Here is a 16,731-nt window from a genome sequence, read left to right as displayed (position 1 = left end):
CGGCGAGAAATTCCAACCTCTCCACGTTCCCATCTCATTTATTGAGATACACACCGAGGTGCCCGTAGAATCTGTCGTGATGAGCGATAAATCTGAGATCCCCCCGTCGGGAGTTGGCGTCATCGACAAAGCGATGACGATCATGGCAGCTTTGGAATCTGGCCCGGCTGACCTGACCACGCTGGTCGCTGCCACCGGTATTCCCCGCCCGACATTGCACCGCATTGCTGCCGCGCTGATCCATCATCGCCTGCTCACCAAGGACGAGCGTTCTCGCTATGTGCTGGGCCACCGGATTGGCGAGTTAGCAGCAGCAATGGGTGGCGATGATCCTCTGGCTGTGGTTGCGCCCGACACACTGCGCTGGTTGGCCGAGATGACCGGAGAATCCACGCAGGTGTACCGGCGTCAAGGAGACTTACGGTTGTGCGTGGCCACGGCCGAGCGCCCTGTCGGGTTCCGGGACACCATTCCGATCGGTTCCCGTTTCTCCATGAAGGCCGGCTCGGCAGCTCAGGTGTTTTTAGCCTGGGAAGACCACGATGAAATGGTTTCCGGTCTGGATGGCGCTGTTTTTTCAGCGAGCACCTTGGCTCAAGTGCGCCGCCAGGGGTGGGCCCAAACCGTGGCAGAACGCGAAGACGGCCTCGGTTCGGTGTCGGCTCCGATTCGGGCGGCCAATGGCAAGGTGGTGGCTGCTGTGTCAATGTCTGGACCGGTCGATCGCATCACTCGCCATCCGGGGAAATTACACGCCACCTCGGTAGTGGCCGCCGCTCACCGAATCTCTGACCTCTACCAGAATTATTCTGCCTAGCTGGTCCGGAAATGATCCCAGCCGGGACCCTGGTCCTGTTCCGCTGCCGCCCAGCTCTCGCCGTCGACGGTGGTGGCCGGGCTCAGGGTGCCGATGACTTCGAAGCCGTCGGGAATCGGGTCGTACTCACCGATCACGGCCAGCAACCCGTAGTCTTCTCCCCCACCGTGGACCCACTGCTCGGCCGTCGCGGTCTCACCGGTCAGGGCTTGTGCCAACGGCGCCAGCTCGGTGGCTCGGTGACGCACCCATGTCGGGTCAACGCGTACCCTCGCCCGGTTGGCTTTCGCCAAACGGTGCGCATCGCGACCGATCCCGTCGGAGACATCCATCATCGCTACCACCTGCCGGGCCACGGCCGGTCCCACGGCCAGCTCCGGACGGGGCCGGAGTTGGGCCCGCACTGCCCGGGCGGCATCACGAGACAGTGCCCGTGGGAGCTCGGTGGTGGACTCCAAGACCTCCAGCCCAGCAGCTGCCCAGCCGGGGTGGCCACGATGAATCAGCCGGTAGGAACTGGCTACTGTGGGGTTAGCGCGAATGGACCGTTGTGTCACGGCCTCGGTGGCCAGCACCCCAAGGGCGGTGAGCGAGGCTGAAATTTCGGCGCCTGCGGTCAAATCTCCCCCGGCGACTTTGACTCCCGGCACCCCCAAATAATGCAGGCTGGCCATCACTCCGGTGGCAAACTGCTCCACCCATTGGACCCGAAGCCATCCGGGCAGTGCCAGGGAAATAACCAGGTGGGTGGGGATTGCTCCCATGGCGTTGAGATCAGAAAGATTCTGGGCGACCAGTTTCCAACCGGTGGAGTATCCGTTGTCCTCGACCCCACGGGGCCACGATAGTCGGAAACTGCGGTCCTGGTTCATGGTGTCAGCGCAGACCACCATCCGGGCTGGGCCCGCGCCTGGTGCCGTGTGGTGACCAAGGTGAATCACGGCCGCGTCATCGCCGGGGCCGACCTCGTCCTCGGCCCAGCTGGTAAAGAATCGAGCGTGAAGAATGTCGAGAATGCCATCTTCACCGATATCTGCTATGGTCATCGTGGCCTTTCGCGCGTCAGCCGGTCATCGGTCGAGCTGCACATGGCGAGAACGAAAAAACCTCCGGTGGTGCCACCGGAGGTTCCTCGACTGTGACCCCAGCGGGATTCGAACCCGCGTTACCGCCGTGAGAGGGCGGCGTACTAGGCCGCTATACGATGGGGCCAAAACCCGTCGAGACGGGTTCAGCTGGGGTACCAGGACTCGAACCTAGAATGACGGTACCAGAAACCGTTGTGTTGCCAATTACACCATACCCCACTATTGAGTTGTGTTGCCGGCATCTCTGCCGAACACGAGTAGTCACTCTACCCGATGATTTTCCCAGATATCAAATCCAGGGTGAGCATCTGCGTCGTGATGCTCACCACCTGAATTTAGGTGACCGGGAAGGTGGCATCCTGTTCCTCAGCGAAACGCCGGATGCGAGCCAGGGTGGCGTCTTGACCGAGAATCTCCAGCGACTCAAATAGCGGCGGTGATACCTTGCGCCCTGACACCGCACTGCGCACCGGGCCGAATGCTTGACGCGGTTTCAGCCCCAGCCCATCGATCAACGCCACGCGCAGAGCTGGTTCGATGGCCTCGGTGGTGAACTGCTCGGGGTCGATGGCCTCCAGGGCACGATAGGCGGCTTCCAGAGCGGAAGCCAGGTCTTCGGGCATGCCTTTCAGCGCCTGTTGTTCGGTTTCGATCTGGTCATCGTCCAGATAGAGGAAGGCCATCATCTCGGCAGCATCGGCCAGCAACTGGGTACGTTCTTGCACCAACGGTGCTGCCTGAGTGAGAATTTCCAGCTCGCGTTCGGTGGGGTTGTCTGCGATGAGTTGCTGGGCCTGCAGGTACGGGATCATCCGATCGCGGAAGTCCTCGGGCTCCAGCATGCGGATGTGGGTGCCGTTGATGGCAATGGCTTTCTTCTCATCGAAGCGTGCCGGATTAGCCAACACGTCGTGGATATCGAAGTGTTCGACGAACTGTTCGGGTGTGAAGATATCCTCATCGGCCGATAGCGACCAGCCCAGCAGGCCCAGGTAGTTCAGCAGACCTTCGCGGATAAAACCGCGGTCCCGGTGCAGGAACACATTGGATTCTGGGTCGCGTTTGGACAGCTTTTTATTGCCGGTTCCCATCACATAGGGTAGGTGGCCGAAAACCGGCATGTGCGTGGCGACACCGATCTCGTACAGCGCCTGATACAGCGCAATCTGGCGTGGGGTGGAAGACAACAGGTCTTCCCCGCGCAATACGTGGGTGATGCCCATCAGCGCATCATCGACCGGGTTGACCAGCGTGTATAGCGGGGAGCCGTCGGCACGTACCACGACGAAGTCCGGTACCGAACCGGCTTTGAAGCTGATCTCCCCACGGACCGCATCAGTGAAGCTGATGTCTTCATCCGGCATCTTCAACCGCAACACCGGCTCACGGCCTTCATCCCGGAAAGCCTGCTTTTGTGCTGCGGTAAGGTTCCGGTCGTAGTTGTCATAGCCCAATTGCGGGTCGCGACCGGCGGCTTGGTGACGGGCTTTGATTTCCTCAGCGTTCGAGAAGGACTCATAGACGTGCCCGGATTCCACCAGCTTGTTGATCACATCCTGGTAGATCTCGCCTCGCTGGGATTGACGGTAGGGCTCGTGCGGGCCGCCAACTTCCACGCCTTCGTCCCAGTCGATCCCCAGCCAGCGCATCGCGTCCAGCAGTTGTTGGTAGGACTCTTCGGAGTCACGCTTGGCGTCGGTGTCTTCGATGCGAAAGACCAGCGTGCCACCGGTGTGGCGGGCCCACCCCCAGTTGAACAGGGCGGTGCGGATCAAACCGACGTGTGGCGTTCCGGTCGGTGAAGGACAGAACCGCACGCGCACCGGGGTCGAAGCATCAACTGCAGGAATATCGTCAAAACTGGTCATAATCTCCACCCTACGCCACTGATGGTGTGGTTGGTGCCGAGCACGTGCGGTTCTGAACGCTTTAGCGCCGGATGAGCGTGGTCAAGGTGCCGATGCCCTCAACCTCGCACTCCACGCGGTCTCCGTCCTCGATGGTGCCGACCCCGGCCGGGGTACCGGTCAGGATCACGTCCCCGGGCAATAACGTAAACGCCCGGGAGATCTCGGCAACCAGATCAGCAACACCGAAGACCATCTGGGAGGTATTGCCTTCCTGGCGCACCTCACCGTTGACCGACGAGCGAACTTCAGCGTCTTCTACATCCAGCTCGGTTTCAATCCACGGGCCCAGTGGGCAGGAGCCGTCGAAGCCTTTAGCCCGGGCCCACTGGTTTTCAGCGCGCTGGATATCCCGTGCGGTGAGGTCATTGGCGACCGTGTAGCCGAAGACCACCTCGGGGACCTTCTCCACCGGCACCTCTTTGCAGATCCGACCAATCACTACGGCCAGTTCGGCTTCGTAGGAGACCTCTTCACTCCACGACGGCAAGGTCACCGGGTCGCCGGGACCCACCACGGTGGTGTTGGGCTTGAAAAACAGCATCGGGACGGTGGGTACCTCGTTGCCCAGTTCGTGGGCGTGGTCGAGATAGTTTCGGCCCACCCCGATGATTTTCGAGCGCGGGATGATCGGGGCCACCAGCCGGATATCGGCCACCTGGTGGGTGGTCGAGGTCGGCTGGATGCCCTGATAGAAGGGGTCGCCGTGGATTTCGGTGAACGTCGCGTCGTCAACCAGCCCGAAGGTGGGCTGGTCGTCGATGACAGCTCGAGCTATCCGCATGGATGACAAGTGTCCTCTCGATCTGATTAGGCCAGGCGGTAGAGCCAGCCATAGGGGTCGTCACTGGCACCGGTTTGCAGATCCAGCAGGGTCTGACGCAACCGGTTGGTGACCGCAAAGTCCGAGTGGGAGGAATCAATCACCCGGTCGCCGTCGCGAAGTGTACCGATCGGGGTGATCACCGCGGCGGTACCGCAGGCAAAGACCTCCGTAATGGTCCCATCAGCCACGCCACGGTCCCACTCATCCAGGGTGATACGACGTTCTTCGACGGTCATACCCTGATCTTCGGCCAGCTGCAGGATGGACTTGCGGGTCACACCTTCCAGGATGGTACCGGTCAGCTGCGGGGTGATCAGGCGGTTGTCGTCGGTCACGAACATCACGTTCATGCCGCCGAGCTCTTCAACAGCGTTGTCGTGGGTGGGGTCCAAGAACAATACCTGGTTATATCCCTGAGCATCGGCCTCGAGTTGCGGGGCCAGGGAGGCAGCGTAGTTTCCACCGCACTTGGCTTCACCGGTACCGCCGGGGCCCGAGCGGGCGTACTGGCGGGAGACCATAATCGAGACTGGCTTGAGCTCGCCACCGAAATAGTTACCGGCCGGGGAAGCGATCACGTGGAAGGAGACCGCGCGGGCTGGGCGCACCCCCAGGAAGGCTTCGGTGCCGATCATGAAGGGGCGGATATAGAGTGATTGACCGTCGCCGTCCGGGACCCAGTCCTGGTCTTGTTCGACCAGCAACTGGATGGCTTTCACGAACGCTTCTTCGTCTAATTGCGGCAACGCCAAACGGCGTGCGGACCGGTTCAACCGACGCGCATTTTCGAAGGGCCGGAACGTCCAGATGGAGCCGTCTTGGTGGCGGTAGGCCTTGATGCCTTCGAAAACTTCCTGGGCGTAGTGCAACACACCGGCCGCCGGTGAAAGCGTGATGGGGCCGAAGGGCTCGATCCGGGCCGAGGACCAGGTGCCTTTCATGTCCAAGAAGTTTCCGGCAGCCGCGGCTTCCCGTTGGGCACTCACGTCGGCTTTCCACTCAATGGTGGCCATGTGGTCGGTGAAGTAGCTACCGAAGCCGGGATCTTTCAGAATCTGGGCACGTTCGTCAGCGCTGACGGGTGCCGGATGGGGGTGAAGTTCAAATTCCATGGGGAAAATCAACGACCTTTCACTTCGTTTCTGGCAGGGCGGCGATGATGTCATCGCCGATCTGCTCGGTCGTCCGGGGACGGCGATTGGCCACATCGCGGCTGACTGCCGTGCGGATTGCCCGTGCGGCCTCGGGCTGACCGTGGTGTTCGAGCAGGATGGCTGCCGAAAGGATCGCTGCGGTCGGGTCGGCACGACCCTGGCCCGCAATATCCGGGGCGGATCCATGAACCGGTTCGAACATCGACGGTGCGGTATCGGAGAGATTCCCCGATGCCGCCAAACCGATCCCGCCGGTGATTGCGGCGGCCTGATCAGTGATGATGTCACCAAACATGTTATCAGTCACAATCACATCAAACCGGGACGGATCGGTGGTCAGAAAGATGGTCGCCGCATCGACGTGCAGATAATCGTGGGTGACCTGCGGAAATTCTTCGGCCACTTGATTCACCGTGTCCTGGTAGAGCCGACCAGCGTGAACCAACACGTTGTGTTTGTGCACGAGGGTGAGGTGTTTGCGCTCACGGTGTTCGGCGGCATAGGTAAAGGCTGCGCGCACCACTCGCTCTACCGAGAACCGGGTATTGACCGAAACCTCGGTGGCCACCTCGTGGTCGGTGCCGGCCCGCAACCGACCACCCTGTCCCAGGTAGAGCCCTTCGGTGCCTTCGCGGAAGACCACGAAGTCGATCTCGCCGGGGTCAGCCAACGGGGAGCGGACTCCCGGGTAGAGCTGAGCGGGGCGGAAGTTCACCCCGTGGTCGAGGCGGAATCGCAATGAAAGGATGATCTCGCGTTCCAGGATGCCGGAGGGAATCCGGGTGTCGCCCGGGTGGGAGCCGATGGCACCGAACAAGATGGCCTGGTGGCCACGGATAGCCTCCAGGGTCTCATCGGTTAGGGTCTCACCGGTGGCCAGATAGTGCTCGGCACCCAGCAGGTACTCGGTGGTGGTCACCGGGGTCTGAGAGACCGCCTTGAGCACCTTGACCGCTTCAGCGGTAACTTCCGGGCCGATCCCGTCGCCGGGTATCACCGCAAGATCCAATGCGGGGATGGTTGTCATCACCGGCCCCCTACTGCTGATCGTCGGTGTCGTCGTGGCGTGGGAACACCCCGACCGGCTTGGGAATCTCAGTTCCGGGCGTAAGCTTTTCATCCCAGGCCGCGAAGGACCGCGGGCCGTGCCCGGAGACCAGGGTTGCTCCGGCATCGCCCTCGGCAGGCACACCCAACAGGCTCAACAGCTGAGTAGCAGAGTCCGGCATGACCGGTTGGATCAGCAACGCGACCTGGCGCACGACTTCCAACGTCACCCATAGGACGGTCTTCATCCGCTCGGGGTCTGCTTTGCGCAACACCCAGGGTGCCTGGTCGGCGAAATAGGTGTTGGCTTCATCGAGCACACGCCAGGTTTCGGCCAGGGCACGGTTGAACTCTTGCCGGTAGTAGTGGTCCTGGTTGATCTTTAACAGCGGCTGTGCTTGGTCCAGTAGCGCCCGGTCGGCGTCCGTGAGGTCACCGCCGGGTGCTGGAATCTGGGCGTCGCAGTTTTTGAACACCATTGACAGCGATCGTTGGGCCAGGTTACCCAGGTTATTGGCCAAGTCGGCGTTCTTGCGGGCGACCACAGCCTGGTGGGTGTAGGACCCATCAGCACCGAAGCTGAATTCGCGTAGTAGGAAGTAGCGCACCGTATCCAGCCCGTAGTGCTCGACCCAGTCGGCCGGGGCAATCACGTTGCCCAAGGACTTGGACATCTTTTCGCCGTCATTGGTCAAAAATCCGTGGATGATGACTCGCTGCGGGAGCTCAATGCCTGCCGACATCAAAAACGCCGGCCAGAACACGCAGTGGAACCGGGAGATGTCTTTACCGATCACGTGTAGATCAGCCGGCCAGTAGCCAAACATCTCATCATCGTGGGGGAAACCTGCACCGGTGAGGTAGTTGGCGAGGGCATCGACCCACACATACATCACGTGTTTCTGGTCGGTGACCAGTCCAGGGTCGGCGGCCAGGGCTTTTTCGCTGGGCTCTGGGACGTCAATGCCCCAGTCGAAGCTGGTGCGCGAGATGGAGAGATCTTGCAGACCAGATTCGACAAAGCGGCGGATTTCGTTGGCACGAGAGGCCGGTGCGATGAACTCAGGGTGTGCATCGTAGTGTGCCAACAACCGGTCCTGGTAGGCCGAGAGCCGGAAGAAATAGGATTCTTCTTCAGTCCAGGTCACCTCAGTACCGGTTTCGGTGGCGATGCGGGTGCCGTCGTCGGCCAGCTCGGTTTCGTCTTCGGTAAAGAACCGTTCATCACGCACCGAGTACCACCCGGAGTACTTATCCAGGTAAATATCACCGTTGTCGCTCATCCGCTGCCAGAGCTCTCGAGCAGCCACCCGGTGATCGGTGTCGGTGGTTTGGATGAACCGGTCGTAGGACACCTTCAGCACCGTGTCGTCCATGTCCTTGAACCGGGCTGAATTGCGGGAGGCGAGTTCAGCGGCGGTGATGCCCAGCTTCTGGGCGGTTTGTTGCATTTTCTGACCGTGTTCATCGGTGCCGGTCAAAAAGCGCACATCGCGCCCATCAAGGCGGGCGAACCGTGCCATGGCATCAGCGCCAATGTACTCATAGGCGTGACCGATGTGTGGGTCGCCGTTCGGGTAGGCAATCGCGGTGGTCAAGTAGTATTTCATATCAGCGTTCTTCCAAGTTGAGTTCGCAGGAACGTTCCGCACCGATGGTGTCGCTGATGGTGATCAACGTGCCCTCCGCCAGAGCGGCATCCAGGGTGACCACGGCCAAGGCGGTGTCATTGTCACCATCGGGGCTGACGTCCATGGCAGCAATGTTGACGTGCTGATCGCCCAGGGTCTGACCAATGACACCAATCACCCCGGGTCGATCCTGATACTGCAACACCAGCAGGTGGTCAGCCAAGACCACCTCAAATTCAAAGTCATCGATGCCGACCAGTTTTTGGACCTGCTTGGGGCCGGTCAGGGTACCGGTAACCGAATACTGCTCACCGTTAGCGGCCGCTCCGCGCACCGTGACGGTATTACGGTAGGACGGGGATTCCGGGGAGGTGGTCAAACGCACCTCGACACCGCGGTTTTCGGCCATCACCGGGGCATTGACGTAGGAGACCTGGGTGGAGACCACATCGGTAAACACGCCCTTCAGGGCAGCCAATTTCAGCGAGTCCACGTTCATCTCGGCCAGTTCCCCGGCAACATGGACCTCCACGGCGGTCAGCGACTGGTTGCGCATCAGTGCGGTCAGGATTCGTCCCAGCTTTTCGGTTAGCGGAATGCCCGGTCGCACGTAGGGATCAATCGCTCCCCCGGCGACGTTAACGGCATCGGGCACCAGCTCTCCGGCCATGGCCAACCGCACCGACTTCGCCACAGCGACTCCGGCCTTTTCCTGGGCTTCTAAGGTGGAGGCACCCAGGTGCGGGGTGACGGTGGCCTTCGGTGATGAGAAGAAGCCCAGGTCCTTGGCGGGTTCGTTGACGTAGACGTCGATGCCGGCTCCAGCGATAGCCCCGGATTCCAAGGCGCGGGTCAGAGCGTCCTCATCCACCAGACCGCCACGTGCCACGTTGATGACGTAGGCGGTGTCCTTCATGAGCGCGAACTGCTCGTCCGAGATCATGCCCATGGTTTCGGGAGTGCGTGGCATGTGGATGGTGACAAAGTCGGAGGCTTGGAGAACTTCCTCGAGGCTGAGGAGTTTCGCGCCGATGGACTGAGCGCGTGCGGCGGTGACGTAGGGGTCGTAGGCGACGATGTTCATGCCGAAAGCCTGCATTCGCTCGGCCACCAGCGATCCGATACGTCCTAAACCGACGATGCCCAGGGTCTTTTCATACAGTTCAGTGCCCTTGAGTTTCGAGCGCTTCCACTCCCCCGCTTTCAGGGTGGCGTTACCTTCAGCCAGGTTCCGAGCCGAAGCCAGGATATGTGCACAGGTCAGCTCGGCCGCAGAGATGATGTTCGAGGTCGGGGCATTGACCACCATCACCCCGGCGTCGGTGGCCGCTTGGGTGTCAACGTTGTCCAGCCCCACACCAGCGCGGGCAATAATTTTCAGTTTGGGGGCCGCGGCGATGGCTTCGGCATCCATGGTGGTCGCGGAGCGAATCAGGACGGCGTTGGCCTCGGGCAGGGCTTGGAGGAGTTGTTCGCGGTCCGACCCGTCGGTGTGGCGAACATCGAAGTCACCTCCCAAGACGTCCATGGTGGCCGGGGAGAGCTCTTCGGCAATCAACACGACAGGTTTTGTCACGGTTCTGGACACGCTTTCATCATCTCAAGGGGTGGTTCACTTATTGGTGCATCAGTCACCGGTGTTGATGAGCGGACCATGTGGCCCGCCAACACTGACACCTCACCTAGTCTACGACGCGAGCGAGGGCTGGGAGACTGTGCGAAGCGGGAAAGATCGGAACCCCACCGCAGGTGGTGATCATCGATCACGCACCTTGCGGTGGGGTTCAGTCTCGAGTGAGCCGTGCGAGCGCTTAGCGAGCTGCGGTGCCCTCGGTGTAGTCGGCATCAGAGTCCTTAAGCCAGGAGAACATCTTGCGCAGTTCACGACCGGTGGTTTCGATCGGGTGCTGTTCTTCTTCAGCGCGCAGTTTCTGGAACTCTTCGGCGCCCTGAGCCTGATCGTCCATGAAGCGCTTGGCGAAGGAGCCGTCCTGGATATCGGCCAGCACAGCCTTCATGTTCTCCTTCACCCGGGCATCGATCACGCGCGGGCCGGAAATGTAGTCACCGAATTCAGCGGTGTCGGAGATGGACCAGCGCTGCTTGGAGATACCACCTTCGACCATCAAATCCACAATCAGCTTCAGCTCGTGTAGTACCTCAAAATAGGCGATCTCCGGCTGGTAACCAGCTTCAGTGAGTACCTCGAAACCGGCCTGGACCAGGTGGGATGCCCCACCGCAGAGCACGGCTTGTTCACCGAACAGGTCGGTTTCGGTTTCTTCGGTGAAGGTGGTTTCAATCACGCCAGCGCGGGTGGCACCGATACCCTTGGCGTAGGACAGGGCCAGGTCCTTGGCCGAACCGGTCTCGTCCTTCTCTACAGCCACCAGGGCAGGAACACCGCGTCCGGCTTCGAATTCGCGACGAACCACGTGACCAGGGCCCTTGGGGGCCACCATGGCCACATCAACACCGGCCGGAGGCTGAATGTAATCGAAACGGATGTTGAACCCGTGGGCGAAAAACAGCGCATTGCCCTCAGACAGGTTGGGCTCCACCGACTCGGTGTAGACGGTGGCGGCAACCTGGTCGGGAACCAGCATCATGATCACGTCAGCCTCAGCGGCGGCATCGGCGACGGAGGCGACTTTCAGCCCGGCAGCTTCAGCCTTCGCACGAGACTTCGAGCCCTCGGCGAGACCAATGGTGACATCCACACCGGAGTCGCGCAGAGATTCGGCATGGGCGTGGCCCTGGGAGCCGAAACCAATCACGGCCACTTTGCGGTTTTGGATGATGCTCAAATCGGCATCGTCATCATAAAACTTGTGAACGGACATCATTCTCCTTTTTTAGACAGGGCTCTATCGGTCATGGATTTCCCGCCACGGCCGACCGCAATGGTGCCGGAACGGACTAGTTCTCGAATCCCGAAGGGCTCCAGAACTTCCAATAAGGCGTGAAGTTTTTGTAGTGAACCGGTGGCCTCCACGGTCACCGCATCAGTGGAAACATCCACCACGGTGGCGCGGAACAGTTCTACGGCTTGGACCACCGAGGCACGGGTGGAGGCATCAGAGCGGACCTTGACCAGAATGTGGTCCCGGTGCACTGCTGCATCATCGAGCTCGACGATTTTGATGACATTGATCAGCTTATTGAGCTGTTTGGTGACCTGCTCCAGGTGATCACCATCGGCATCGACCACCACGGTGATGCGCGAGAGCCCGTCGATTTCACAGTTGCCCACCGCCAGGGACTCAATATTGAAGGCGCGGCGAGAGAACAGCCCGGACACCCGCGTCAGCACGCCGGGGACGTCTTGAACGAGTACGGACAATGTGTGTCGTGCCATGGTCTAGTCCTCCTCTGACCATTCCGGTGTCAGATCACGGGCAACCTGAATATCGTCATTGGACACCCCGGCGGGCACCATCGGCCAGACCATCGAGTCCCGGGAGACGACGAAGTCCACCACGACCGGGCGGTCGTTGATCTGCATCGCCTGGTTAATGGTGTCTTCCAAATTCTCGGCGCGTTCACACCGCAACCCGGTAGCACCGTAGGCCTCGGCGAGCTTCACGAAGTCGGGCACCCGGACGGTGTCGGCTCCGGTATTGAGATCGGTATTGGAATACCGGCCGTCGTAGAACAAGGTCTGCCACTGGCGGACCATGCCCAGCGATGAGTTATTGACTACCGCGATCTTGATCGGGATCTGGTTGATCACGCAGGTGGCAAGTTCCTGGTTGGTCATCTGGAAGCATCCGTCACCGTCAATAGCCCACACCACCCGTTCGGGTTGGGCCACCTTGGCACCCATGGCGGCTGGGACGGCAAAGCCCATGGTGCCCAGTCCGGCGGAGTTCAACCACTGGTGGGGACGTTCGTAGGCCACGAATTGGGAGGCCCACATTTGGTGCTGGCCCACCCCGGCAACGTAGACGGCTTCCGGACCGGCAATCTGGGAGAGTTTCTCGATAACGGTCTGCGGGGCCATCAGCCCATCGTCGGTGGGTGGGTAACCCAGCGGGTAGGTGCTGCGTACCTTATTGAGCACCGTCCACCATTCGCTGAGGTCCGGTGTGCCCTCGGACTCACGCAATGCGGTGACGTCCTGGTACAGATCGGGCAGGATCTCTTTGAGATCCCCCACGATCGGAACATCGGCCGCACGGTTCTTGGAGATTTCGGCCGGGTCGATATCGGCGTGAATGACCTTGGCTTTGGGGGCGAAGCTGGAGAGTTTGCCGGTCACCCGGTCATCGAATCGGGCGCCTAGCGTAATCAGCAGGTCCGACATTTGCAGGGCGGTGACCGCGGCCACGGTGCCGTGCATGCCGGGCATGCCCAGGTTTTGCTCATGCGAGTCGGGAACCATGCCCCGGGCGTTCAAGGTGGTCACCACCGGTGCGCCGGTGAGTTCCACCAACTCCAGGAGTTCTTTTTGAGCCTCGCCGCGGGCGGCACCACCGCCGACGTAGAGCACCGGACGGGACGCGGAGTTAATGAGCTTGGCGGCCTCGCGCACCTGACGGGAGTGGCCACGGGTCACCGGACGGTAGCCCGGAATATTGGGCTTCGGTGGCCAGGCGAAGTCCAGGGTGCCTTCCTGCGCATTCTTGGTGATATCGACCAACACGGGCCCGGGACGACCGGAGGTGGCGATATAGAACGCTTCCGCCAGCACCTGCGGGATGTCTTCGCTGCGGGTCACCAGCCGGGAGTGCTTAGTGATCGGCATGGTAACCCCGACAATGTCGGCTTCCTGGAAAGCGTCGGAGCCTATCAACTGGGCTCCGACCTGTCCGGTAATGAAGACCACGGCTTCCGAGTCCATGTGGGCATCGGCGATGGCGGTGACCAGGTTGGTCGCACCGGGCCCGGAGGTGGCGATAGCAACCCCGGGTTTACCGGTCGCCAAGTAGTAGCCCTGGGCGGCGTGGCCGGCGCCTTGTTCGTGGCGGACGAGAATGTGGCGAATCTTCTCAGCGTCCAAAAGCGGGTCATAGAGGGGTAGAACTGCCCCACCGGGTAGACCAAAGACATCGGTGACGCCGAGTTCTTCCAGTGACCGGACAATGGCCTCGGCGCCGGTCATCGTGGTGGGTTCGATCCGCCGGTTCTCTCCGGGGACTCGGTCATCGTATCCACCGGCGGTGGTTCTCGTGCCGCGTGTTGGTGGATGAGGGGGCATCACCGACGGGGTGATATTCGCTCCAGAACTCATGAGCTATGCCTCATTCATTTCTTCTGTCTTCGACTCGTGATTCCGCCATTTGTGGTTTGCACAAAAGGCCATAAAAAAACCCCGATACCGGCTCTGGTGTGGGCCTTACGGGGTCAGCGCATGGTGGCGGTGCTTCGCCAGCTGAGTTTCTCGACTCAGGCCATGCGCTACATAACGACTACTAGGGTCTTCGACATGTTCTTATATTTGCAGTCGAGGAACTGAAAAGTCAAATATGTCGTGAGGTGGCCCACGGTGTGCTATCTCACACCGATTTGACCATCTCACGACCCCGTGTCGTCAGCCCGCTCTGTGCTGTTGTGTGGCGCGCTGTACTGTTGCGTTACCGGGTGCTCACCGGGCGTGAGGTGACCGCACCTGCGGAGGCGGAGGAGACCATGTCGGCAAATTTTCCGAGCACGCCTTGCTGGAATTTCGGTGGCAGGGGCTCGAAGTTCTCCCGGCGACGCTCCAGTTCGGCCTCATCGACCAGCAGATCAATACGACGATCTTTAATGCTGACCTGGATCGCGTCACCGTCTTCGATCAGCCCGATGGGTCCGCCGACAGCTGCCTCGGGAGCAATGTGTCCAATACACAATCCGGTGGTCCCGCCGGAGAAGCGACCATCGGTAATCAGCAACACGTCTTGACCCAGACCGGCGCCCTTGATGGCACCGGTAATGGCTAGCATTTCGCGCATACCGGGTCCTCCCTTGGGGCCTTCGTAACGGATGACCACCACGTCTCCGGCCTGTAACTCGCCGGCTGCCAGTGCGTCCATGGCGGCCTGTTCGCGTTCAAAGACCCGCGCGGTACCGTCAAAGACCTCCGCGTCGAATCCCGCGGATTTCACCACCGCGCCTTCCGGGGCCAACGACCCGTGCAACACGGTCAGTCCTCCGGTGGGGTGCACCGGGTTGTCCAGGGTGCGCAATACCTCGCCATCAAGTCCCTGCGGGTTGAGTTCTTCGAGGTTTTCGGCGACAGTCTTGCCGGTCACCGTCAGGGCATCGCCGTGGAGCACTCCGAGATCCAGCAACGCCTTCATGACCACCGGGACGCCACCAATGCGGTCCAGGTCGGTCATCACGTACTGACCGAAGGGCTTCATATCTGACAGGTGCGGGACCTTGTCTCCGATCCGGTTGAAGTCGTGCAGGCTCAGGTTCACCTGGGCTTCATTGGCGATGGCCAGTAGGTGTAGCACCGAGTTCGAGGAGCCTCCGAAGGCCATCATCACGGCAATAGCATTCTCGAACGCTTCCTTGGTGAGGATGTCACGAGTGCGGATCCCTTGTTTCAGGAGGTTGATCACAGCCTCACCGGCCCGGCGAGCATCAGCATCGCGACGACGATCGGCCGAAGGCGGGGCGGCCGAGCCCGGAATCGACAGACCAAGGGCCTCCCCGACCGAGGCCATAGAGTTGGCAGTATACATCCCGCCACAGGCACCTTCGCCAGGACAAATCGCGCGTTCGATGGTGTCCACGTCCTCGCGCGAGATCAACCCGCGAGCGCATGCCCCTACGGCTTCGAACGCATCGATAAGGGTCACCTGCCGAGTCTTGCCATCCGACAAGGTTGCATAGCCGGGCATGATCGACCCGGCATAGACGAATACCGAGGCCAGATCCAGACGGGCGGCGGCCATCATCATCCCGGGTAGCGACTTATCACACCCGGCTAGCAACACCGAACCGTCCAAGCGCTCAGCCATCATCACCGTCTCGACCGAGTCGGCGATCACGTCGCGAGACACCAGTGAGTAATGCATACCGTCATGGCCCATAGAAATACCATCGGAGACCGAAATGGTGCCGAATTGCAGCGGGTACCCGCCGGCTGCATGGACACCCGACTTCGCGGCATCAGCCAGACGGTCCAGGGAGAGGTTGCAGGGGGTGACTTCATTCCACGACGACGCAATACCGATCAGCGGTTTGGAGAAGTCCTCATCCCCCATGCCCACGGCACGGAGCATGCCACGGGCTGGGGCCCTTTCCATCCCATCGGTCACGTCCCGTGAGCGGGGCTTGAGATCTGGCTCAGATGAATTGTCCGTAGTGCGAGGTGTCATGACGACAGTCTACGACTGCTCGCCCCTGTTATCTGCAACACGACGAACACATTGCACTGACTGAATCGTCGAGTAAATCAATCGCTGGTGATTTCATCATGACGCAGCGTCATCCCAGAGACTAGACTGGTCCATTATGATGGCACACCTCAAGCAGGGCTCTTCCTCGTCTGCGGCGCTGAAGCAGCGCCTGCGTTTGCTCTTTGAAGCCACAATTTTTAACTACGGCGATTACAACCTGATTTATGCCCACCCGGTCGCGACCGGACCGGCCTTCGTGATCGGCTATCGTCGCCAGCCTTTAGAGATGGTATTGCTGCCGATCGTCACCGAAGAGGTCGAAGCCTTTGGGGTGCACACCGAGGCCGACCGAGAAGACATCCTGACCATTGACCTGTCGAATGTAGCCATGGTGTCTGATTCGGGTGCTGGGTACGGAGTCACCACTGTGACCGGCCATCGCGCACATTTTGATGTGGTGGGAGACCCCGAGGTTCCTCTCGGTGCCGGGCACAGCGTGGCTCTCGAGCAGTTCGATGATTCGGAGGACTTTCACGAGTTCATGACCGAACTGATGGACCAGCTCGATGAGCTCTACAAGCGCAAGCAAGATCAGTAGGCTGAACAAGAGGTCGTGATCGTCACACCGCTCAGATTTAACAATCGATAAACTCCTCTGCTAGAGTAGTTCCTCGTGCGAAACGCGCATCTAGTTCTGCGCCTCTAGCTCAACTGGTAGAGCACTTGACTCTTAATCAATAGGTTGTGGGTTCGAGTCCCACGGGGCGCACTCTAAGTCGGCACCTCGTTTGGCCACACGTCAAACAGGTGCCGTTGTCATATCCGGCGGACACGGCAAATCCACCGTCTACCCACAGCTTTAAAGCCACCAGGCCCGCCTCCACGCTGGGTTGTTTGTGCCTATTGACTGCCAGCTTCCGTGTGGCT

13 protein-coding genes and 3 tRNA genes are annotated in these 16,731 nt (G+C 60.6%); 3 read left to right on the top strand and 13 right to left on the bottom strand.

Features of this window, described 5'->3' with window-relative positions; genetic code table 11:
• Positions 1–79 precede the first annotated feature (79 nt).
• Positions 80–817, top strand: a complete 738-nt coding sequence (locus DCC27_RS01970) for an IclR family transcriptional regulator (RefSeq protein ID WP_110100328.1) — start codon at positions 80–82, stop codon at positions 815–817.
• Here the strand turns inward: DCC27_RS01970 and DCC27_RS01965 are convergent.
• The 13 genes from DCC27_RS01965 to ilvD all read right to left on the bottom strand — a co-directional run bounded on the left by DCC27_RS01965 (position 814) and on the right by ilvD (position 15,783).
• Positions 814–1,863: a thiamine-monophosphate kinase gene (locus DCC27_RS01965; RefSeq protein WP_110100327.1), complete on the bottom strand. Its 1,050-nt coding sequence runs from the start codon at positions 1,861–1,863 to the stop codon at positions 814–816. The two genes, DCC27_RS01970 and DCC27_RS01965, sit on opposite strands and share 4 nt — an antisense overlap.
• 93 nt (positions 1,864–1,956) lie before the next feature.
• Positions 1,957–2,029, bottom strand: a tRNA-Glu gene (locus DCC27_RS01960).
• Between the two features lie 23 nt (positions 2,030–2,052).
• Positions 2,053–2,124: transfer RNA gene (locus DCC27_RS01955), tRNA-Gln, on the bottom strand.
• 116 nt (positions 2,125–2,240) lie between these two features.
• Positions 2,241–3,773: a glutamate--tRNA ligase gene (gene gltX, locus DCC27_RS01950; RefSeq protein ID WP_110100326.1), complete on the bottom strand. Its 1,533-nt coding sequence runs from the start codon at positions 3,771–3,773 to the stop codon at positions 2,241–2,243.
• Positions 3,774–3,834: 61 nt separating this feature from the next.
• The gene (locus tag DCC27_RS01945; RefSeq protein ID WP_110100325.1) at positions 3,835–4,596 is read right to left on the bottom strand and encodes a fumarylacetoacetate hydrolase family protein; all 762 of its coding nucleotides are present in this window, start codon (positions 4,594–4,596) and stop codon (positions 3,835–3,837) included.
• 26 nt (positions 4,597–4,622) lie between these two features.
• Positions 4,623–5,750: a branched-chain amino acid aminotransferase gene (locus tag DCC27_RS01940; protein WP_110099728.1), complete on the bottom strand. Its 1,128-nt coding sequence runs from the start codon at positions 5,748–5,750 to the stop codon at positions 4,623–4,625.
• 19 nt (positions 5,751–5,769) lie between these two features.
• Entirely contained in the window at positions 5,770–6,819 is a 1,050-nt protein-coding gene (locus DCC27_RS01935; RefSeq protein ID WP_110100324.1) for a 3-isopropylmalate dehydrogenase, read from the bottom strand.
• A 10-nt stretch (positions 6,820–6,829) separates the two neighbouring features.
• Positions 6,830–8,449, bottom strand: coding sequence for a methionine--tRNA ligase (metG, locus tag DCC27_RS01930; RefSeq protein WP_110110038.1), 1,620 nt, complete (start codon positions 8,447–8,449; stop codon positions 6,830–6,832).
• 1 nt (position 8,450) lies between these two features.
• The gene (serA, locus tag DCC27_RS01925) at positions 8,451–10,046 is read right to left on the bottom strand and encodes a phosphoglycerate dehydrogenase (RefSeq protein WP_110100322.1); all 1,596 of its coding nucleotides are present in this window, start codon (positions 10,044–10,046) and stop codon (positions 8,451–8,453) included.
• Positions 10,047–10,281: 235 nt separating this feature from the next.
• Positions 10,282–11,313: a ketol-acid reductoisomerase gene (ilvC, locus tag DCC27_RS01920; RefSeq protein ID WP_110100321.1), complete on the bottom strand. Its 1,032-nt coding sequence runs from the start codon at positions 11,311–11,313 to the stop codon at positions 10,282–10,284.
• Complete coding sequence (gene ilvN, locus DCC27_RS01915; RefSeq protein ID WP_110099732.1) at positions 11,313–11,828, bottom strand: acetolactate synthase small subunit; 516 nt, start codon at positions 11,826–11,828, stop codon at positions 11,313–11,315. The genes ilvC and ilvN overlap by 1 nt, the downstream gene beginning before the upstream one ends.
• A gap of 3 nt (positions 11,829–11,831) precedes the next feature.
• Positions 11,832–13,703 (bottom strand): acetolactate synthase large subunit, encoded by a 1,872-nt coding sequence (locus DCC27_RS01910; protein ID WP_110100320.1) that lies wholly within the window; start codon positions 13,701–13,703, stop codon positions 11,832–11,834.
• A 343-nt stretch (positions 13,704–14,046) separates the two neighbouring features.
• Positions 14,047–15,783 (bottom strand): dihydroxy-acid dehydratase, encoded by a 1,737-nt coding sequence (gene ilvD / locus DCC27_RS01905; protein ID WP_110110037.1) that lies wholly within the window; start codon positions 15,781–15,783, stop codon positions 14,047–14,049.
• Between the two features lie 136 nt (positions 15,784–15,919).
• Here ilvD and DCC27_RS01900 point away from each other — a divergent pair, with 136 nt between their 5' ends.
• Both DCC27_RS01900 and DCC27_RS01895 read left to right on the top strand, forming a co-directional pair.
• Positions 15,920–16,402: a hypothetical protein gene (locus tag DCC27_RS01900; protein ID WP_233242775.1), complete on the top strand. Its 483-nt coding sequence runs from the start codon at positions 15,920–15,922 to the stop codon at positions 16,400–16,402.
• Positions 16,403–16,500: 98 nt separating this feature from the next.
• Positions 16,501–16,573 (top strand) — tRNA-Lys (locus tag DCC27_RS01895).
• Positions 16,574–16,731: the final 158 nt, after the last annotated feature.

This window comes from Auritidibacter sp. NML130574 (assembly GCF_003185725.2).
Classification (GTDB): Bacteria; Actinomycetota; Actinomycetes; order Actinomycetales; family Micrococcaceae; genus Auritidibacter; species Auritidibacter ignavus.
This window is presented reverse-complemented; position numbering and strand designations above follow the sequence as displayed.